15 protein-coding genes are annotated in these 19,466 nt (G+C 73.8%); 11 read left to right on the top strand and 4 right to left on the bottom strand.

From position 1 onward, the window contains the following. Positions 1-6 precede the first annotated feature (6 nt). From ACGWYJ_RS07795 to ACGWYJ_RS07785, 3 genes are all read right to left on the bottom strand, one after another. Positions 7-660 (bottom strand): class II aldolase/adducin family protein, encoded by a 654-nt coding sequence (locus tag ACGWYJ_RS07795; protein ID WP_395104986.1) that lies wholly within the window; start codon positions 658-660, stop codon positions 7-9. Between the two features lie 9 nt (positions 661-669). Further along, on the bottom strand, positions 670-2,220 hold the full coding sequence (locus ACGWYJ_RS07790) for an AMP-binding protein (RefSeq protein ID WP_395104985.1): 1,551 nt from the start codon (positions 2,218-2,220) through the stop codon (positions 670-672). 186 nt (positions 2,221-2,406) lie between these two features. Further along, complete coding sequence (locus tag ACGWYJ_RS07785) at positions 2,407-3,096, bottom strand: amino acid-binding protein (protein WP_395104984.1); 690 nt, start codon at positions 3,094-3,096, stop codon at positions 2,407-2,409. A gap of 170 nt (positions 3,097-3,266) precedes the next feature. Here ACGWYJ_RS07785 and ACGWYJ_RS07780 point away from each other — a divergent pair, with 170 nt between their 5' ends. From ACGWYJ_RS07780 to ACGWYJ_RS07740, 9 genes are all read left to right on the top strand, one after another. Continuing rightward, positions 3,267-3,965, top strand: a complete 699-nt coding sequence (locus tag ACGWYJ_RS07780) for a nucleotide exchange factor GrpE (RefSeq protein ID WP_395104983.1) — start codon at positions 3,267-3,269, stop codon at positions 3,963-3,965. A 126-nt stretch (positions 3,966-4,091) separates the two neighbouring features. Beyond that, positions 4,092-5,675, top strand: a complete 1,584-nt coding sequence (locus ACGWYJ_RS07775) for an Hsp70 family protein (RefSeq protein WP_395104982.1) — start codon at positions 4,092-4,094, stop codon at positions 5,673-5,675. Between the two features lie 12 nt (positions 5,676-5,687). Then, positions 5,688-8,333, top strand: coding sequence for a hypothetical protein (locus ACGWYJ_RS07770; RefSeq protein ID WP_395104981.1), 2,646 nt, complete (start codon positions 5,688-5,690; stop codon positions 8,331-8,333). Positions 8,334-8,361: 28 nt separating this feature from the next. Then, positions 8,362-9,672, top strand: coding sequence for a hypothetical protein (locus tag ACGWYJ_RS07765; protein WP_395104980.1), 1,311 nt, complete (start codon positions 8,362-8,364; stop codon positions 9,670-9,672). Positions 9,673-9,682: 10 nt separating this feature from the next. Further along, positions 9,683-11,872 carry a hypothetical protein gene (locus ACGWYJ_RS07760; protein ID WP_395104979.1) on the top strand — a complete coding sequence of 730 codons (2,190 nt, stop codon included), beginning with the start codon at positions 9,683-9,685 and terminating at the stop codon, positions 11,870-11,872. A 3-nt stretch (positions 11,873-11,875) separates the two neighbouring features. Further along, on the top strand, positions 11,876-13,621 hold the full coding sequence (locus ACGWYJ_RS07755; protein ID WP_395104978.1) for a hypothetical protein: 1,746 nt from the start codon (positions 11,876-11,878) through the stop codon (positions 13,619-13,621). Between the two features lie 128 nt (positions 13,622-13,749). After that, a complete protein-coding gene (locus ACGWYJ_RS07750) occupies positions 13,750-14,352 on the top strand; it encodes a malonic semialdehyde reductase (protein ID WP_395104977.1) in 603 nt (200 codons plus the stop codon). Beyond that, positions 14,352-15,599, top strand: coding sequence for a multidrug effflux MFS transporter (locus ACGWYJ_RS07745; RefSeq protein WP_395104976.1), 1,248 nt, complete (start codon positions 14,352-14,354; stop codon positions 15,597-15,599). The genes ACGWYJ_RS07750 and ACGWYJ_RS07745 overlap by 1 nt, the downstream gene beginning before the upstream one ends. 19 nt (positions 15,600-15,618) lie before the next feature. Further along, positions 15,619-16,530 carry an LLM class flavin-dependent oxidoreductase gene (locus ACGWYJ_RS07740; protein WP_395104975.1) on the top strand — a complete coding sequence of 304 codons (912 nt, stop codon included), beginning with the start codon at positions 15,619-15,621 and terminating at the stop codon, positions 16,528-16,530. A gap of 9 nt (positions 16,531-16,539) precedes the next feature. On the opposite strand, the gene ACGWYJ_RS07735 is transcribed toward ACGWYJ_RS07740, so the two are convergent. Then, positions 16,540-17,175, bottom strand: coding sequence for a TetR/AcrR family transcriptional regulator (locus tag ACGWYJ_RS07735; protein WP_395104974.1), 636 nt, complete (start codon positions 17,173-17,175; stop codon positions 16,540-16,542). A 60-nt stretch (positions 17,176-17,235) separates the two neighbouring features. Between ACGWYJ_RS07735 and ACGWYJ_RS07730 the strand changes: the two genes are divergently transcribed. Continuing rightward, positions 17,236-18,213 carry a phosphotriesterase gene (locus ACGWYJ_RS07730; RefSeq protein WP_395104973.1) on the top strand — a complete coding sequence of 326 codons (978 nt, stop codon included), beginning with the start codon at positions 17,236-17,238 and terminating at the stop codon, positions 18,211-18,213. Between the two features lie 120 nt (positions 18,214-18,333). Beyond that, positions 18,334-19,464 (top strand): S1C family serine protease, encoded by a 1,131-nt coding sequence (locus ACGWYJ_RS07725; protein ID WP_395104972.1) that lies wholly within the window; start codon positions 18,334-18,336, stop codon positions 19,462-19,464. The last annotated feature ends 2 nt before the right edge of the window (positions 19,465-19,466 follow it).

Genomic DNA, 19,466 nt, shown 5'->3' with positions numbered 1-19,466 from the left:
ATCAGCCTAGGCCCGATAGCCGGGCGGGGTCAGGCCGCGCTCCACGACCCGCTGGAGTTCCTCCTCGGTCAGCACGCGGGGTTCGCCGATCGCGCGGGCCTGGACGTAGACGGAGCAAAGCCATTCCAGGAGGCGGGCGTTCTCGTAGGCGTGCTCCAGGTCGTGGCCGAGCGTCACGCCGCCATGGTTGGCCATCAGCGCGGCGTACATGTCCCCCCACTTGCCGCCTTGCAGCGCGGCACGCACGTTGGCGGCGAGTTCGGGCGTCCCGTACGTGGCGTAGGCGGCGACCTTGACCACGCCGCCGAGCGCCAGGGTGTTGTAGTGGACGGGCGGCAGCTCCGTCATGGTGGTCGCGACGACCGCGCCGTAGGTCGAGTGCGTGTGCACGATGGCGGTGGCGTCGCTGACCTCGTACACCGCCAGGTGCATCGGGGTCTCGGACGAGGGAGCGCGTGCGCCGTCCACCACACGCCCGTGCTTGTCCAGGACGGGGCAGTCCTCCGGGGCCATCCGGTCCAGCATCATTCCGCCGGGCGAGACCGCCACCAGTTCACCGGCGCGCACGCTGATATTGCCACTCGATCCCATGACCAGGCCGGACGCCACCATTTTCCGGCCGGTCTCGCACAGCGCCGCCCGCTCGCGTTCCAAGAGCATGCGCTCACGCTAGATCTTCTGGTGGCGGTCCTCCCAATAGGGGTCGCGCAGGAGGCGCTTGTAGAGCTTGCCGGTGGGCGTGCGCGGCATCGCGTCCACGTAGTCCACCGTGCGGGGCGCCTTGAAACCGGCCAGGGACGCCCGGCTGTGCGCGATCAGCTCCTCGGTGAGCTCGTCGGACGGCTCGTAGCCCTCGTTCAGCTCCACCGCGGCCTTGACCTGCTCGCCGAACTCCTCGTCCGGGATGCCGAACACCGCCACGTCCCGGACCGCCGGGTGGGTGATCAGCACGCCCTCGATCTCCGCCGGGTAGATGTTCACGCCGCCGCTGATGATCATGTCGATGGCGCGGTCGGCGAGGAACAGGTAGCCCTCCTCGTCCATGTAGCCGATGTCGCCGGTGGTGAACAGGCCGCCGGGGCGGTGCACCGCGCGGGTCTTCTCCTCGTCGCCCCAGTACTCCACGTCGTCGCCGCTGGTGTAGCGGAACCAGATCTGCCCGCGCTCGCCCGTCGGGACCGGCTTGCCCTCGTCGTCCAGGACATGCAGCTCGGTCAGCGGCAGCGGGCGCCCCACGCTGCCCGGCCGCTCCAGCCACTCCGGCGCGGTGATCACGCTGTTGATGGACGCCTCGGTGGAGCCGTAGTACTCGTGCACGATCGGGCCGAGCCAATCGATCATCTGCCGCTTGACCGCCGGGGAGCAGGGCGCGGCGCCGTGCCACACGCACACCAGGCTGCCTCCGTCGAACGCGTCGCGGGTGGCCTGGTCCAGCCTCAGCAGGCGGACGAACTGGGTGGGCACCAGGTGCAGGTGGGTGATCTGGTGCTCGTCGATCAGGCGCAGCGTCTCGGCCGGGTCGAACGAGCGGCGCATCACCACCGGCCGGCCCATCAGCAGCAGCACCAGCGACCACAGCCACTGCGCCGAGTGGTACACCGGCCCGACCAGCAGCGACCGCCCGTTCTCGGGGATCAGCAGGATCTCGGCGAACACCGCGCCGATCAGCGCGCCCGTCTCGATGGGGATGCCGGGCGCGAGCTGCTTGCGGCTGACGCCCTTGGGCCGCCCGGTGGTGCCCGAGGTGTAGAACATCGGGAAGCCCATCGTCTGGTCGTCCGGCTCGCCGTCCGGGCCGGACGCCAGGAACTCCTCGTACGCCGTGAACCCGTCGATGCCGTCGCCGATCGCGACCTTGGCCAGCAGGTCCACGCCCTTGACCGCCTCCCCGGCGACGCCGCCGAAGGCGTCCTCGGAGAACAGCGCCTTCACCTCGCCGTCCCGGAGGACGTAGCGCAGCTCGTCGGCCGTCCAGTGCCAGTTGACCATCACGTAGCGCAGGCCGATGTGGCCCGCGGCGCACATCAGCTCGAAGTGCTCGCGGCGGTTGGCGGAGTGGATCGCGATCGCGTCGCCGGTGACCAGGCCCAGGCCGCGCAGCGCGCCGGCGAGCCGGTCGGTCCGTTCGTTCAGCTCGCGCCAGGACGTGGCGCCGCGCTCATCGGTGATCGCGGGTTCGTCGGGACGGGCCTCGGCATGCGGTCGGAGCAGCTCGGCCATGTGCGGACCTCCTGGAATGCCGCGGGCGTTCAGAACCCGGACTCTAAGCGGCGATCAACCGGAAGACCACATCAACGAGAAAATTGGAATAAAACGCGGAATGGCCCCCGATGCGACCGCGCCGCCACATCAAGGGCCATGTCCATCACCGTAGACGCTCTCCGCGTCCGGCCGGTTTCCCGTTTGTTACGTGTTTCGCACCAGATATGCCTCAGTCGCCCCGTCCGCCCCACTGCTTCGCCTGGTTCCCAGAACCGCCTCGGCCGCGCCGACCAGCTCGGCGAGGCGCAGCACCTCGGTGCGGTGGAACGGCGGCGCGCCGGTGCGGGCGACCACCAGGACCAGCCCAGAGCCGGGAGCCGCCTCGATCGGGCACAGCGCGTACTGCGTCCCGTCCTCGGCGGTGAACGCGCGGGCGCGCAACGGCTCCAACGGGGGCAAAATCAGCTCGCCCAGGCCGCCCACGCTGACGTGGACGAGCGCGGGCTTGCCCCCGCCATCGGGCGCGGGCTCGGCCAGGACGGCCCAGTCGGCGCTCAGCAGCGCGGAGACCGCGTCGGCCAGCGTCACCGCGCCGCGCTCGGGGTCGGCGGCGAGCTGCCCGATCAGCGCCGCGTCCGGGTAGGCGCCCTGCGGCTCCTCGGTCGGCCAGATGCCCACGATGTCCACGCCGGGGACGGACGCCAGGCCCTCCAGCAGGCGGTCGATCCCCGCACCGGCGGACCAGGCGACCGTGAAGTCGTCCAGCGCCCGGCCGTTGTCGCGCTCCAGCACCGTCATCTGCGCCACGTTGGCGCCGGCCACGCCCAGGATCCGCGCCACCTTGCCCAGCGACCCCGGGCGGTCCGGCAACCTGACGCGAATCCGCAGCAACATTTGCGCCCCTCCTGATGGTTCACTCGCTCTCGCACCAGATGTCCCACGCTCCGACACCGGCGTTTCCATCGTGTTACCCCCTCATGTCAAGGCGGAGAAACCGAAGACTGGCGCTCGAAGCGCGTTTCCGGGCTATCCCGGCAGGGGGCGGGACGTTAGGGTTACTGCACGTGTCGAGCGCCCCGGAAAGCCGAGTAAGCGAGGAACCCACCTCTGGCGGCGAACCACCGCCCGCCCCCGGTGACGGCCCCGCCCCCGTTGCCGATGGGGAGCCCGCGCCCGCCGGCACCGCCGAGATCATGGCGGCGCTGGCCGAGCTGACCCGGCGGCTGGACCGCGAGCACGAGCGCGCCGCCCACCGCGAGCGCGTCATCGACCGGCTGCACGAGGAGAACCAGGCGCTGCGCCGCGGCGAGCTGCAATCCGCGCTCGAACCCGTCCGCGCCTCCCTGTACCGGCTGCACGACCTGGTCAGGCGCGAGGCCCGCCGCTGGGCCGAGCTGCTGGACCGTCCCGAACCCCCCGACCCCGCGCACGCCGCCGCGCTGCTGGCGGCCCTGGCCGACGAGGTCGCCGACGCCCTGGAGCGCACCGGCGTCCGGCGGTTCACCGTGGAGCCCGGCGAGCCGCACGACCCGGCGCGGCACCGGCCCGTCGCCGCCGAGCCGGTCACCGATCCCGCCGCCGCGGGCACCGTCCTGGCCGTCCGCCGCGACGGCTTCGAACGCGACGGCCGGGTCGTCCGCAAGGCCGAGACGGTCGTCGGGCAGGTCCCCGGCGACCCCCCGATCGCCGATCCCCTCCCGCCGGGAGGGTCAAGTGGCCTGCGCGAGAACGGCCGAGGCGAGACGATGAAACCCAGGCCGTAAAGCCTGGCACCCCCGCTGAGCCATGATCAGGTGAGAGGGAGGGCCCCTCCCCCCGCCGCCCACCGAGAGCAGGAAGGGAGCGAGCGCGAGCACCGCCGGCCGCGGGCCGGGCGCCGCGCGACTCTGATGGCCGTCTACGGGATCGACCTGGGAACCACCTACTCCTGCATCGCCTCGATCGACGAGGTCGGGCGTCCCACGGTCCTGCGCAACCTGGAGGGCACCGACACCACCCCGTCGGTGATCTACTTCGAGAGCGCCGACAACGTCGTCGTCGGCGCCACCGCCAAGGACACCGCCGTGCTGGAGCCCGACCGGGTGGTGAGCCTGATCAAGCGGGACATGGGCCGCGACGTCAAGCGCACGATCGGCGGGTTCGACTACACGCCCGAGGAGCTGTCGGCGTTCATCCTGCTGAAGCTGGCGACCGACGCCCGCACCAGCGACGGCGAGGAGGCGCGCGACGTGGTGATCACGGTGCCCGCCTACTTCGGCGCCGCCGAGCGCGACGCCACCCGCAAGGCGGGGCGGATCGCCGGGCTGAACGTCATCGACATCATCTCCGAGCCGATCGCCGCCGCCATCACCTACGGGGTGCTCAACCCCGAGACCGACCGCACCATCCTGGTGTACGACCTGGGCGGCGGGACCTTCGACACCACCGTGATCGCGCTGCGCGGCGGGCACATCGAGGTGGTGTGCACCGACGGCGACCACGAGCTGGGCGGGGCCGACTGGGACGCGCAGATCGTGCTGTACCTGGCCGAGCGGTTCCGCGCCGAGCACCCGGACGTGAGCGACCCGCTCGACGACAAGCAGACCGAGCAGCAGCTCCGCCGGGACGCCGAGGACGCCAAGAAGGCCCTCACCACCCGTACCTCGCACACGGTCCGGGTGATGCACGACGGCCGGGTCGCGGCGGTCGAGCTGACCAGGGAGAAGCTGGAGGAGCTGACCAAGGACCTGCTCGACCGCACCATCGAGATCACCGGCCGCACCCTGGCGACGGCCGCCGACAAGGGCGTCCACGACTACGACGACCTGGTGCTGGTCGGCGGGTCCACCAAGATGCCGGTGGTGGCGGCGCGGCTGGAGACCGAGCTGGGGCTGCGCCCCCGGCTCCAGGACCCCGACCTCGCCGTGGCCAAGGGCGCGGCGCTGTACGCGTTCGAGGAGACCTACCGGCGGCTGCTGGCGGCGGGCGACGCCGACCGCGCCGAGCGGATGGCGGGCAAGGCGGGGCTGTCGGAGCGGCAGCAGAAGCAGATCGCCGCCCGCAAGATCAAGACGGTGGCCTCACACGCCTTCGGGATCGTGGTGGTGGACCGCGAGACCGCCGCCGAGCACGTCGCGCACCTGGTGCACGCCAACGACGAGCTGCCCGCCGCCCGCACCGAGGACTTCTTCACCGTCTACGACGACCAGACCTCGGCCGACATCCGGGTGATGGAGCAGGCCGGCAGCGTGGAGTCCATCGAGCTGATCGACAACACCGAGATCGCCACCGGGGAGATCCGCGTCCCGCCCGGCAAGAAGGCGGGCTGGCCGATCGAGGTGACCTTCGCGCTGGACGCCTCGGGGCTGCTGAACGTGACCGCCGTGGAGAAGGAGACCGGCGAGCGGCTGGAGCTGAAGGTCGACGTGGGCGGGATGTCGGAGGAGGAGGTCGAGAAGTCCCGCAAGGCCCTCTCCCGGGTCCAGGTCACCTGATCCCCTCTCCCCATGAATGACCGCGACGCTCTCTACCAGGCGGAGGTGCTGGAGCCCGCGCGGGCGGCGGGGGACCAGCCGCCGGAGGATCTGCGGGTGCGGTACGCGCTGCCCGATCCGCTGACCGCGGCGGAGGTGGCCGCGCGGGTGAAGGAGGTGCGGCAGTGCTGGCGGCGGGCGCGCGGCCAGCTGAAGTACCGCAAGCTGATCGACCGGCTGGAGGCCGAGCACCGGGAGCTGGCGCCGCTGTTCGCGGCGGCGGAGCGGGGCGACCTGGGGCCGCTGAACGAGCGGCTGCGCGGCGCCGAGGAGCGGATCCGGGCGCGGCTGGCGCAGGCGCGGGCGCGGCTGGCGGACGCGGCGGGCATGCTGCGGATGGTCACGCCGGGCGAGGTGGACGCCATCGCGCGCACGTCGGGGGTGACGCGGGCCGAGCTGGAGGACCTGGCCCGGTCGGACCGCATCGACGTGCGGGAGCCCGATCCGCTGCCGGCGTCGTCCCCGTACCCGGCGTACCGGAAGGTGCGGGAGTCGCTGGACGTGCTCGGCCGCCGCCATCTGGCGCACTTCATCTTCGGGGGGCGGCTGCGCGGCCCGATGCGGGTGGTGCGCGGCTTCGCGGCGCCGGGGCCGGGCGGCGAGCCGCTGCGGCTGGACGAGGCGGCGGTGAAGGCGACGGCGGCGGCGTGGGCCAAGCGCAGCCGCGACACGAGCACCACGCACGCGGACACCGTCCTGGCGGCGCTGCGGTCGGGCGCGGACCTGCACGAGCTGGTGCGGTACGACCTGGTCGAGCGGTTGCGGGAGCGGCTCAGGCAGCGCGCCTCGGAACGGGCGCTGCTGAGGCACGCCCTGGAGGACTTGGACGTCGACCGCGATGACGGCCTGCGGCTGGTGTTCGCCGTCCTGCGCGAGACCGGCCCGGACGGCGGCCTGGCGGGGCGCCTGCGCGCGCTGCTGGACGCGGGCGAGGTGTACGCGGCGGCGGAGCTGGCGGAGGCGGCGCAGGTCCCGTCCCCGCAGGCGGGCGAGGAGCCGGACGACACGCAGATCCTGGCGGCGGAGGCGCGGCGCCGGGTCGACACGGCGGTGCGGCTGCGCGAGCACGCCGTGGCCGCGGCCGACCCGGACAAGGCGTGGCTGCTGCTGGCGGACGCGCTCAAGCTGGTCCGCGACCTGCCCGGGGCGCGCGATCACATGTCGCGGCTGCCTCCGCGCCCGGTGCCGTCCGTGCACGCGGAGGTGGACGGCCCGGTGGTACGGCTGACGTGGGAGCCGTCCCCGTCGACGGCCGGTGAGGTGGGCTACCAGGTGGTGCGGCGGCGCGAGCGGGCGCCGCGCGGCGCAGGCGACGGCGAGGCCGTGGCGGGGCGGCGGGACGACCGGCCGCCCGTGAACGTCCCGCTGTACTACGGGGTGGTGGCCTTCCGTGGCGAGGCCGCGGCGGCCCCGGCGGTGGCGGGGCCGGTCGTGGTACGGCCGGAGCCGCGCGAGATCGAGCTGATCCCAGGGAACGGCCAGGTCACGGGGCGGTGGCGGTGCCCGGCCGAGGCGGTGCGGGTCGAGGTCGTCCGGGACGGGCGCCCGGTCGCGGCGACCCGTGAGGGCTTCCAGGAGAAGGTCCCCAACGGCACGACGCACCACTACCGGATCTCGGCGGTGTACCTGGACGCCGACGGCCGCGAGGTGACGACGCCGGGGGTGCGGTTGCCGGCGCGGCCGAGCGCTCCGCCCGTCCCGGTGTACGAGCTGGACGCCGAGCCCGACCCGTCCGATCCCGGCCTGCTGCGGGTGCGGTTCGAGCGTCCACGGCACGGCATGCCCGAGCTGGTGATGCTGGACCGGTCGCCGCCCTGGCCGCGCAGCGCGGTCGTTCCGCTGGAGGAGGTGCGCGCGGCGAGCCGGCGTCTGGGAGGCGCGCCCACGGAGGACGGCCTGTCCGTACGCCCGGGGTCCGGTGGCTGGCTGCTGGCGGTGACGGTCGCGGAGGGCTTGGCCGCGATCGGCGCGTACCACCGGCACGTGCATCTGCCGCCGCCACGGCGGCTGGTGGTCGAGCGGCGGGGCGCGTACGTGCACCTCGGGTTCGACTGGCCGCGGGACGTGGCCGAGGTCGAGCTGACCTACCGGATCGGGGCGGGGCGGCCCGATGAAGAGGGCACGGTGGAGCGGGAGGTCGTCAGCCGCGCCGCCTACGACACCCAGGGCGGGATCCGGGTCCCCGTGCCGGAGGAGCTGCCGGTCGAGCTGTCGGTCGCGTCCGCCGGAACGGTCGGCGGGGCGCCGGTCAGGGGCCGCGCGGTGACGGCCGAGGTGGGCGCGCGGGTCCTCGTCCACTACGACGTGGAACGCACCGGCCCGCCGTGGCGGCGTGCCCTCACCATCCGGCTGACGTGCGCGCGCCCGGTCCGGGTGCGGCGGCTGACACTGGTACGGCGGGACGGGCGGATCATGCCGCACGGGCCCGGCGACGGTGAGACCATCGCCGACTGGGAGCAGGTGCCGGTGCCGGGCGAGCTGTCGGTGTCCCTGCCGAGGTCACAGGCCGGAGGCGCGGGCGGCTATTGGCTGCGGTGCTTCGCCGAGGATGATGTCATCGAGCTCCGCGACCCGCCGGTACGCCGCTTGCGGGTCGCGAGATCACGGACGGGGACATGACGGAGCGGCGCGGGAGGGGGTGGTCGCGATGTCGCTGACGTCACGGGTCCCGCTGCCTCGCGTGCGCGCCCGGCACGGGCTGACCTGCCCGTACTGCTTCGCGGTCGTGGCGCCGCAGCGGATCCCGTTCCGCTGCCGTGGGCGCGCGGGCCGCCGTCTGGGCTGCGAGCCGGAGCTCGACCAGAAGCTCGCCGAGTACCTGGGGTCGGCGGCGGGCGCGTCGCTGCCGCCGGTGTTCGAGGCGCGCGTACGGCGGGGCACGGCCCGGGTGTCCCGCCCGCTGGGGAGGGCCGACTGCCCCGGCTGCGGGCAGGTGACGGGCAACCGGGTCTGCCCCGAATGCCACAACCCGCTGCCCTCGGCGTACGTGGACTCCCCCGGCCGGATCGTCGCGCTGGTCGGCGCCAAGAACGCGGGCAAGAGCACCTACATCGCCGTGCTGCTGCACGAGCTGATGAACCGGGTCGGCACCGAGCTGGACGCCTCGCTGGTGGCCTGCGACGACCGGACGATCGAGCGTTACAAGCGCGACTTCGCCCGTCCCCTGCTGGAGGAGCGGCGGCTGCTGCCCACCACCGCCAGCGCCGCGACCGGCCCGCGCGAGCCGCTGGTCTACCTGCTCACCCGCACACGCCGCTCCCGGGGGCTGCCGGGGCGGACGCGCGCCCGCACCGACTCCCTCGCGCTGGTGCTGTTCGACACCGCGGGCGAGGACCTGCGCAGCCGCGAGGTCCGCGACCTGCACCTGCGCTACCTGGAGGCGGCGGACGCGATCATCTTCCTGGTGGACCCGCTGGAGCTGCCGGGCGCCGCGCCCGCGCTGGCGGACACCGTCCGGCCCGGCCCCGGGGCCGACGATCCGGACAGCGAGCCGATCAACATCATCGCGCGGGTCACCGAGGCGCTGCGGCAGCGGCACGGCACCCGTCCCGGCGACCCGCTGGCGGTGCCGGTCGCGGTGGCGCTGACCAAGATCGACGTGCTGCGCCCGGCGCTGACGCGGCAGTCGGCGCTGCACCGCTCGCGGGACGGCTCGGGCGTGCTGGACCTGGACGACAGGGAGGCCGTGGACGCGCAGGTGCGGGCCCTGCTGCACGAGTGGCAGGCCGGGCAGCTCGACACCTACCTCGGCCAGCAGTACGCCGACCACGCCCTGTTCGGCATCTCCGCGCTGGGCGGCGTACCGGAGGACGGGCGCGTGGGCGCCGGGGGCGTGCGGCCGTACCGGGCCGAGGACCCGCTGCTCTGGCTGCTCTACAAGTTCGGGATGCTCGACGGGGTCAGGCCCGGCACGGGCACCGGCGGCAGGGGAGCGGCGTCTCCCCTCCAGGGAAGGTGAGGGCGGCGGCGTGGCCTGGCAGCTCCACTACACCTCGACGCGCAGGGGTCCCACGGGCCGGGCGGGGTTCCAGTTCGTCGCCGAGACGCCGGGGCTGCCGGAGGGCGCGCGTGCCGGGGTGACGCCGTACCTGTCGTACCGTCCCCCGCCCGGCGCACCGCTCTCCCCCGAGGCGCACGAGCTGGACCGCTTCCCCGTGGCCCTGCTGTACGACCGGGTCGCGGGACGGCCGTTGCTGCTGCGCTGCCGCTATCTGGGGCGTGACTACTCGGGACGGTACGGCAACTTCTTCGCGCACGCGGTCGTGGCGGAAGAGGAGGAGCTGGAGGGCCTGCGTCCCGCCGAGCTGTGGCACGCCCCGCTCTGGAACGACGGCCCCCTGGAGGGGAACGGCGCCGCGCTTCCCCTGCTGGAGGAGTTCGCTCCCGGCGCGGAGTCGGATCCCGAGTTCCTCGCCGAATGGCTGGCGGGGCAGGGAAAGGATCCTTACGGGCTGCTCGCCGGGCTGATGGACGCGGTCACCGAGGTGCTGAGGGACGGCCATGGCCGGGTCGTGCTGGTCGCCGACGACGTGGAGCCGATCGCCCGCTGGATCGCGGTGGTGTCGTACTCGCTGCCGGTCGCCGCGGCGGCGGGGATGTCGTTCGTCACCTACAGCGCCGATCCGGACGCCGCCGCCCAGCGCCTGGTCGGCACGACACCGGACGTGTGGGCCTCGTCCCAGCGGCAGGCGGGGCACGCCTTCCACCTGGACGAGGGCGGCCCCGGCGGGCACGCGCCGAGCCGCCACGCCCGGACGGTCGCGGCCTGCTGGCGCGCGTTCGACTTCGCGGGCCTGGACGCCCTCGCCGAACTGGGCGAGCTGGGCGAGCCCGGGGAGGCGGCCACGCTGCTGTCGCTGTGCCGGGGCGACCGGACGGTGACGGCCGCCGAGGAGGCCGCCGTCGTCCGGCTGGTCGAGCGGTACGGCGAGCGGATCCCCGGCTGGGTGTGGCGGGAACTGGCCGGGAGCGGCGCGCCGATGGGCCTCGACCTGGCGCTGGCCGTGCACGCGAGGGTGGACGACGGCACGTCCCTCGCCGCGGCGCTGGAGTCGGCGCCGGACCTGACCGCGGTCGCCCGGATCGCCGAAGCGGGAGCCGACCCTTCCGGGATCCGGGCCGCCGCCGCGCGATGCGTGCGCGAAGGCGGGGCCGGCGACCTCCCCTCCGCTCTGGCGCGCGTCTCCGGCCCCTCGCGCGGGCCGCTGCTGGAGGGTGTGCTGTCGGGCCTCGCGGAGGCGGACCCGGGCGTGCGGCGGGCCACCCTCACCGGTCCCGCCTGCGACGCGCTCTACGCGGAACGCGGGCCGCTCTTGGCCGTCCCGGTCGTGGCGCTGCCCGTGCTGGTGACCGTCGCCTCCCGCCATCCGGGACGCAGGGTCGCGGTGACCGCGGACCTCCTCGCCCTGCCCACCGATTCGGCCGCCGACGAGCCGGCACGCGCGCTGGCACGGATCTGGACGGAGCCGCCGTCAGCGGCCGGCTGCCTGGCGCTGATGGACGCCCATCCCGGTGCCTTCGGGCCGGGAGCCGCCCTCGCCGGGCTGCCGTCCCGCACGTTCGGACGCATCGCCGCCGGAGGGCACGCGGCGCTCTGCGCGCCCGAGACGCAGCGGCTTGTCGCGCGGGTCCGTACCGTGCGTCCCGACCCCGGAGGCGAATCCGCGCGGGCCGCCGTGGCGGTCGGCGCCTACACCGACGCGGTCACGGCGGAACGCCCGGAGCGCGCCGCCGAGGCGCTGGCCGCCCTCACCGGCTCCGGCGCCGCCGACGAGCTGGTCGAGGACGTGCTGTCCACCGCCGCGCGCCGCCTCGCCGCCTCACGCGAGCCGCCCTTCCGCGCGGCGCTGCTGGCGGCCGTGCCGGGCGGAGTGCGGTCGCGGCTGGGCGCGCTGTGGGCCGCCGGGCTTCCGGGACGCGCCCGCTCCGGCCGCTCCCCGGTGCGCACGGCCGAGCTGGCGCAACGCAACGGGCTCATCGAGGTCGTGCTGCGCCTGCGGCTGCTGGGCGTCTCCGAACCGGCGCTGGAGACCTGGGCGCGGTCGGCCGCGGGGCGCCGGCTGTCGGCCCGCATGCTGGACGCGCACTTCTCAGGCGATCCGAGGCTGCGCACCGCGCTCAAGGAACTCATCGCCGAGGCGCGAGGGCGGGGTGAGTGACCGATGCACCCCGTCATCATCCTCGTCCTCGCCGCCGCCTGGGTCGCCGCGATGTGGCTCGGATTCACGGTGGTGTTCCCCGTCCTGTTCCCCGCGACGCTGGTCGTGGCGGGCGCCGCCGCCCTCGGCCTGTACTACGTGCACGCGTGCCGCACGCTCGCGCCGTCCACGGTCAAGGGCCCCTCCCCCGTGGCCGAGCCCGAGATCTCCTACCGCCACTACCTCATCTCGCAGGTCTGGCGTGACTGGTGGACCATCACCCGTACCGTCGTCCCCCGCGTCTGGACGACCGCCTCCGGAATCGTCGTCGCCCTCACCCGGACGCTTCTCGGCGGACTCTGGGGGTTCTTCACCTTCCCCCTCTGGGCGGCCCTGTGCGCGGGCATCGCCGCCGCCGCGATCCCGGCCGCCGTCATCGGGGCGGCGCTCACCGTCCTGTACGGGGCGGTCGCCGCCATCGGCCTCGCCGCCTGGCTGGTCTGCGTGCTCGTCCTGGCCGCCGTGGAGCGCCTCTTCATGGCGTACGGGCGCATCCTGCAAACCTGCCCGCACCCCTTCTGCTACGAGAAGATCGCCCTTCCCGTCTACGAGTGCCCGCAATGCGGGGCGCACCACCCGCGCCTCACCCCCGGCCCCGCGGGCGCGTTCCGGCACGTCTGCCGCTGCGGCGCGCGCCTGCCCACCACGGTCTTCCTCGGCCGTTTCCGGCTGGCCGCGTACTGCCCCCACTGCCAGGGCCGCCTGCCCGAGCGGATCGGGCGCGTGCGCGTGGAACCCCTGCCGATCGTCGGCGGCCCGGCCGCGGGCAAGACCACGTTCATGGTGCTCGGGATCCGCGCCCTGCACGCGCGTGCGCACTCGCTGGACGGACGCCTGACCTTCGTCGAGAAACGGCACGCCGACGCGTACGCGAGGCTCATCCAGGAGTTCCAGCACGGCGGCCGTCCCGCCAAGACGGGTCCCGAGCTGCCCCTGGCCACCATGGTCGACCTGGACCTGCCCGGCCGCGCCCGCCGCATCCTCTACTTCTTCGACCCGGCCGGAGAGCACTACACCGGCGCGACCGAGGTCGAATCGCTCCGCTACCTGGACCACGGCGAAGCGCTCCTGTTCGTGGTCGACCCGTTCGCCCTCCCCCAGGTGCGCCGCTCCCTCACCACGGAGGAACGGGTGGAGGTGGACGAGGCCGCCGCGTCCTCCGAGGAGGACCCCGCCGACACCCTGCAGCGCGTCCTGAACGAACTGCGCTCCCGCCCGGACAAGGGCCACCAGAAGCGCGTCGCGGTCGTCGTCACCAAGACCGACCTGCTCACCGGCACCGAGATCGGCCATCTGCCGCCCGACCCGTCCGAGGACGACCTGCGCGCCTGGCTCGACGGCACCGGTCTCGGCAACGCCGTCCGCGCCCTGGACCAGACCGCCGGAGAGGTCCGCTACTTCGCCTCGGGCCTGACCACCAGCCCGTGCGCGGTGGCCGACCTGCTCATCTGGATCTCCGGGCTGCCGCCCGAGCCCCGTCAGGACGACGCCGAGCCGGCCTTCGAGGACCTTCCGGGCACGGCCCCGCTGCGCGCCCCCTGGCCGGTGCGCGGGCGCGACGCCACCCGCGTCCCCGCCGGGTACCAGGCGGGCCGCTGGGCGGTGCTGGCGGGCCTGTCGGTCCTCACCATCGCCACGCTCACGGGCGCCATCGTCACCGCGGCGACCCGCTTCCACCCCCCGTCCCTTCCGACCTTCCCGCCGTTCTAGCCGCTCACTCAGCGTGATGTGACGCACCCCACTGCCTCAGGCGGCAGATAATCGATCACCATCCTGTTGCGCGGAATGGATTTCTGTCGACATTTCGGGCGACCCTTCGGGTGACAGAGAGGGGCGGGATGGTGGCACCCCCAGGGGGCGTCCTGGACGACGCGGGCATGGACCTGCTGTTCCGGGAGGCCCACACCGCCAACGCCTTCACCGGCGAGCCGGTGACCGACGAGCAGCTACGAGCGATCCACGACCTGGTCAAGTGGGGTCCCACCGCGATGAACAGCCAGCCGCTGCGGCTGGTGGCGGTGCGTTCACCGGAGGCCCGGCGGCGGCTGGTGCCGCTGATGTCCGAGAACAACCGGGAGAAGACCGCCAAGGCGCCGCTCACGCTCATCGCCGCCGCCGACAGCGACTTCCACGAGCATCTGCCGGTCACGTTCCCGCACCGGCGGCAGGCGCGCGACTCGCTGGCCGCGTTCCCGGGACGGGAGGGCATCGCCCGCTTCAACGCCAGCATCCAGCTCGGCTACCTGATCGTCGGCATCCGGGCCGTCGGGCTGGCGGCCGGCCCGATGGCGGGCTTCGACGCGGAAGGCGTGAAGAAGGAGTTCCTGGCCGACACCAACCAGCACCCGATGGCCGTGGTGAACATCGGCCGGCCCGCCCCCGGAGCGTTCGCGCCCCGCAACCCCCGCCTGGAGTACGACCAGGTCGTCACCACGATCTGATGACACAGGCCGTTCCCCGCGCCGTCTCCGAGGCCGCGCCCGCCGAGCCGGGACGGCGGCTCCGGCTGATCCTGATGCTGGGCTCGCTGGCCGCAGTGGCGCCGCTGTCGATCGACCTGTACCTGCCGGCGCTGCCCGAGCTGACCTCCGATCTCTCGACCACCGCCGTGCGGACGCAGCTCACGCTCACCGCCTGCGTCGTCGGGCTCGCGGTGGGACAGGTGATCGCCGGGCCGCTGAGCGACACGTTCGGGCGGCGGCGCCCGCTGCTCATCGGGCTCGGCGCGTACGCGGTCGCGTCACTGCTGTGCGCGTTCGCGCCCACCGTCGAGGTGCTGATCGCCCTGCGGGCCGTGCAGGGCGCGACGGGCGCGGCCGGGGTGGTGATCGGGCGCGCGATCGTCCGGGACCGGTACGAGGGCGTCGCCGCGGCCCGGTTCTTCGCGCTGCTGATGCTGGTGTCCGGGCTCGCGCCGATCCTGGCCCCGGCACTGGGCGGCCAACTGCTGCGGTTCATCCCATGGCCCGGGTTGTTCGTGGTGCTGGCCGCGTTCGGAGCCGTGGTGCTGGTGGCGGCGCTGCTGGGGCTGCGGGAGACGTTGCCGCCGGAGGCGCGGGCCAAGGGCGGCGTGCCGACGACGCTGCGGACGTTCGGGACGCTGCTCGCCGACCGCGTGTTCTGCGGGTACGCCCTGGCCATCGGGCTGTCGTTCGGGGCGATGTTCACCTACATCTCCGGCTCCCCGTTCGTCCTCCAGGAGCTGTACGGGCTGTCGCCGCAGGCGTACAGCCTGGCGTTCGGTGTCAACGCGGTGGGGCTCGTCGCCGCGGGCCAGCTCGGCGGGCGGCTGGCCGGACGGGTGCGGCTGCGCCGCCTGCTGACGGCCGGGCTGGGCGTGGCCGTGCTCGGCGGCGCCCTGCTGCTGACCGCCGTGCTCAGCGGGGCGGGACTGCCGCTGGTGCTGCCCGCGCTGTTCCTGGTGGCGGCCGCGCAGGGGATCATCCTGCCGCAGATCACCGCGCTGGCCCTCTCGGGACGGCCGCCGCGCGTCGCTGGCAGCGCGTCCGCGCTGCTGGGCGTGACTCAGTTCACCTTGGGCGGTGCCGCCGCGCCGCTGGCCGGGATCGGCGGGCCGGGCACGGCCGTGCCGATGGCCGCCGCGATCGCCGCGCTGACCGTCGCCGCCGTCCTGGCCGTGACCCTCCTCGCGCGCCGGGGCACCGCAAAGGTTGCTTCACAAGACTGACTCGCCGTACGGTCGTGAGGTGATCGTCAGAATCGGCCTGGCGCCGGCGCTCGGCACCGCCCCCGACGGTGAACGGCTCGCCGAGCTGGCGCAGGGGCTGGAACGCGAGGAGTTCGACTCGCTGTGGGTGACCGAACGCGCCACCGGGCCCATGGGGGATCCCGTCGTGACGCTGACCTACGCGGCGGCGCTCACCCGGCGGATCAAGTTCGGCACCGCCGTGATGGCCCTGCCCGGCCGCCCGCCCGCGCTGCTCGCCAAGGAGCTGGCCACCCTCGACCTGCTGTCCGGCGGGCGGCTGCTGCCCGCGTTCGGCCTCGGCATCCGGGACCCGGGTGAGCAGCAGGCGTTCGGGGTGCGCAGGGAGGAGCGCGCGGCCATGTTCGAGGAGGCGCTCCCCCTGCTGCGGCGCCTCTGGGCGGAGGACGAGGTCACCCACCACGGCACGTACTACCACTACGACGGGCTGCGGCTGCGTCCCAAGCCGGCCGAGCGCGGGTTCGACGTGTGGATGGGCGGCTCGTCCGACGCCGAGCTGCGCCGCACCGGGCGGCTGTCGGACGGCTGGCTGGCCTCGCTGACCACCCCCGCCGAGGCCGACCGCGGCCGGCGACTGGTCCAGGAGGCGGCGGCCGGGGCCGGACGCGAGATCGAGGAAGAGCACTTCGGCGCGGTCGTCTCGTACCGGCGCGGCCCCCTCACGCCCGAGGCGGAGCGGCGGTTCGCCCGGGTGCGCCGGGTGCTCGGCCCCGCCCCGCCGGACGAGGTCATCCCGAGCCTGGAGAACCTGGACAGGCACCTCAAGCGGCTGATGGAGGCCGGGCTGTCGAAGTTCGTGCTGGTGCCACCGGGTCCGCCGGACGACTGGGCGCGGGAGCTCGCCGAGCTCCGCGACGCCGTGCTGTACCTCCAGACGCGGAGGAACAGGTAGAGCGCAGACTCAGCGTGGGTCCAGGGCCGCCAGCAGGAAGGCGGTCACCTCGTCCGACAGGTCCTCGGCGCTCTTGGGGCCGTCGGCGCGGTACCAGTGCGGTAGCTGGTTGACCATGCCCAGCGCGACGATGGTGACCGTGTCGGCGGACGCCTCCGTCGCGAACACGCCGTCCTTCTGGGCCTGCTCCACGAGGCCGCGGAAGCGGACGTGGTAGCGGCGGCGGTCGGCGCGGACGGCGTGCATGTGCTCGTGGTCGAGGCGGTGCATCTCGCGGACGAACACCTTGGCCTCGTCGATGTGCTCGGCGGTGCTCTGGATCAGCCCGGAGACGATCTCGCGGACGGCGTCGCGGGGCGGCAGCCCGGCGGCCAGGATCCGGTCGAGATCGGCGAGCTGGCGGGCGATCAGCGAGCGGTAGATCTCGTAGAGCAGGTCGTCCTTGGAGTCGAAGTAGTGGTAGAGGGCCCCCTTGGTGACCTCCGCCGCGGCCACGATCTCCTGCACCGAGGTGCCGTCGAAGCCACGCTCGGCGAACAGCCGCAGCGCCGCGTCCAGGATCCGCCGCTCGACCGGGCTGCGCCGGGGGTGACCGCCCCGCCTCGCACCCGAGACCATCGCCTGGACCTCCATTGACGCGTGCATGGACCTGGTCATAGCTTGCCAGAAAACCGACCAGTCGGTATGCCCGGAGAGGACCACCCCATGCCCTCAGTCGAGACCGCCCGCGGGCCCGTGGACACCGCGGCGCTGGGCCGGACCCTGATGCACGAGCACGTCTTCTTCCTGAACACCGAGAACGTCCAGAACTACGGCATCGGCGCCTGGTGGGACGAGCAGGAGCGGGTCGCCGACGCGGTCGCCAAGCTGAAGGAGCTGGCGGGCCGGGGCATCACCACCATCGCCGACCCCACCGTGTGGGGACTGGGACGCTACATCCCGCGCATCAAGCGGATCGCCGAACTGGTGCCCGAGCTGAACATCATCGTCGCGACCGGGGTGTACACCTACAACGACCTCCCCTTCCAGTTCATCTACCGGGGCCCGGAGACCCTGCTCGGCGGGCCCGACCCGATGATCGACAACTTCTGCCGCGACCTGATGGAGGGCATCGCCGACACCGGCGTGCGGGCGGCGTTCCTCAAGTGCGCCGTGCACACCCAGGGCCTCACGCCCGGCGTGCGGCGCGTGCTGCTCGCGGTCGCCGCCACGCACCGCGAGACGGGAGCGCCGATCACCGTCCACACCGACGCCGAGACCCGGAACGGCCGCCAGGTCGTGGAGGTGCTCGCCAAGGAGGGCGTGGACCTCGGCAAGGTCGTCATCGGCCACGTCGGCGACAGCAACGACCTGGACTACCTCAAGTCGCTGGCCGACACCGGCGCGATCCTCGGGATGGACAGGTTCGGGCTGGACCTCCTCAACCCGATGGCCGACCGCGTCGCCACCATCGCGGCGCTGTGCGAGCAGGGTTACGCCGACCGGATGGTGCTCAGCCACGACACCAGTTGCTACTCCGACTGGTTCGGCCCCGACCCGGAGACGGCGCGCGGGGTGGCCCCCAACTGGGTCTACACCCACATCAGCGACGACGTCCTGCCGGCCCTGCGGGAGAAGGGCGTCACCGAGGCGCAGATCGACCAGATGCTCGTGGAGAACCCGCGCCGGTACTTCACCTGGTAGCCCCCCGCGGCCGTCGGGGGTCACCACGGATCATTAGTGATCGGGAGCGCGAAACCGGGGTAGAGCGTTCAAAAGGGCGATCATGTCCGTGGGGCGGCCCGGGCCGGAGGAGGGCGCGAGGTGTACGAGATCCCCGACGGCCGCCGCTCGGGCGGCGGGGCGGGCGGCGGCTGTGTGGTGGTCCTGGGCGTCCTCGCCGCCCTGGCGGTACTGCTGCTCGGCCTGAACTTCCTGGACGAGCCCAGCCGGAACGTCCCGCCGCCGCAGACCACGTCCAGCGCGCCCGCGTTACCGCCGCGGACGCCCAGCGGGCGCAGCCCCGGCGTCGTCATCATCGACACGGTGCAGGGGCTGCGCAACACCCGCGCGGCCGGGACGGGCATCCTGATGGACGCCTCCGGCCATGTGCTGACCAACAACCATGTCATCCAGGGCGCCACGTCCATCCGCGGGACGGTCGCCGACAACGGGCGCCGGTTCATCGCGGACGTGCTCGGCTACCAGCGGTCCGGCGACATCGCGGTGGTGCGGCTGCGCGGCGCCTCCCGGCTGCGGCCCGCGGTGTTCGGCGACTCCTCCCGGGTGTCGCTGGACGACCCGGTCACCGCCATCGGCAACGCGGGCGGGAAGGGCGGGACGCCCAGCGTCGTCACCGGCACGGTCACCGCGCTGGACCAGGTGGTGACGGCCACCGACGAGTCCAACGGCACCTCCGAGCGGCTCACCGGGATGATCGAGACCAACGCCCCGATCCGTCCGGGCGACTCCGGCGGCCCGCTGCTGAACGCCGCGGGCCAGGTCATCGGCATGAACACGGCCGCGTCGGCGGGGTACCGCCTGGAGGAGGGAGGCGCGGAACGCGGCTTCGCCATCCCGTCCAACCGGGCGCTGACGGTGGCCCGGCAGATCCAGCGCGGCGAGGCGTCCGCGACCGTCCACATCGGCGACACCGCGATGCTGGGCGTGCAGGTGCGCCCGGTCGGCGGCACCGTGCCAGGCAGCCCGCCGCCGCCCAGCCCCACCGGCGCCCTCATCGCCGGGCTGCTGCCCGACACGCCCGCCGAGGCGGCCGGCCTGCCCCGTGGCGGCGTCATCGTGTCCCTGAACGGCCAGCGGGTCGACTCCCCGGGGAAGCTCACCGACCTGCTGCTCCTCTATCACCCGGGCGACACCGTGAGCGTGGGCTGGGTCGATCCGTCGGGGCAGCGCTTCACCACCAGCGTCACCCTCGCCAAGGGCCCGCCCCAGTAGCC

Source organism: Actinomadura sp. SCN-SB (assembly GCF_043906805.1).
Taxonomy (GTDB): Bacteria; Actinomycetota; Actinomycetes; order Streptosporangiales; family Streptosporangiaceae; genus Spirillospora.
This window is presented reverse-complemented; position numbering and strand designations above follow the sequence as displayed.

What these genes read in the sequence shown, in the direction of transcription:
- ACGWYJ_RS07775 (WP_395104982.1), top strand. Translation starts at nt 4,092, where the DNA reads ATGGCCGTCTACGGGATCGACCTGGGAACCACCTACTCCTGCATCGCC.
- ACGWYJ_RS07795 (WP_395104986.1), bottom strand. Translation starts at nt 660, where the DNA reads ATGCTCTTGGAACGCGAGCGGGCGGCGCTGTGCGAGACCGGCCGGAAA.
- ACGWYJ_RS07735 (WP_395104974.1), bottom strand. Translation starts at nt 17,175, where the DNA reads ATGCACGCGTCAATGGAGGTCCAGGCGATGGTCTCGGGTGCGAGGCGG.
- ACGWYJ_RS07770 (WP_395104981.1), top strand. Translation starts at nt 5,688, where the DNA reads ATGAATGACCGCGACGCTCTCTACCAGGCGGAGGTGCTGGAGCCCGCG.
- ACGWYJ_RS07750 (WP_395104977.1), top strand. Translation starts at nt 13,750, where the DNA reads ATGGTGGCACCCCCAGGGGGCGTCCTGGACGACGCGGGCATGGACCTG.
- ACGWYJ_RS07755 (WP_395104978.1), top strand. Translation starts at nt 11,876, where the DNA reads ATGCACCCCGTCATCATCCTCGTCCTCGCCGCCGCCTGGGTCGCCGCG.
- ACGWYJ_RS07745 (WP_395104976.1), top strand. Translation starts at nt 14,352, where the DNA reads ATGACACAGGCCGTTCCCCGCGCCGTCTCCGAGGCCGCGCCCGCCGAG.
- ACGWYJ_RS07785 (WP_395104984.1), bottom strand. Translation starts at nt 3,096, where the DNA reads ATGTTGCTGCGGATTCGCGTCAGGTTGCCGGACCGCCCGGGGTCGCTG.
- ACGWYJ_RS07730 (WP_395104973.1), top strand. Translation starts at nt 17,236, where the DNA reads ATGCCCTCAGTCGAGACCGCCCGCGGGCCCGTGGACACCGCGGCGCTG.
- ACGWYJ_RS07765 (WP_395104980.1), top strand. Translation starts at nt 8,362, where the DNA reads ATGTCGCTGACGTCACGGGTCCCGCTGCCTCGCGTGCGCGCCCGGCAC.
- ACGWYJ_RS07790 (WP_395104985.1), bottom strand. Translation starts at nt 2,220, where the DNA reads ATGGCCGAGCTGCTCCGACCGCATGCCGAGGCCCGTCCCGACGAACCC.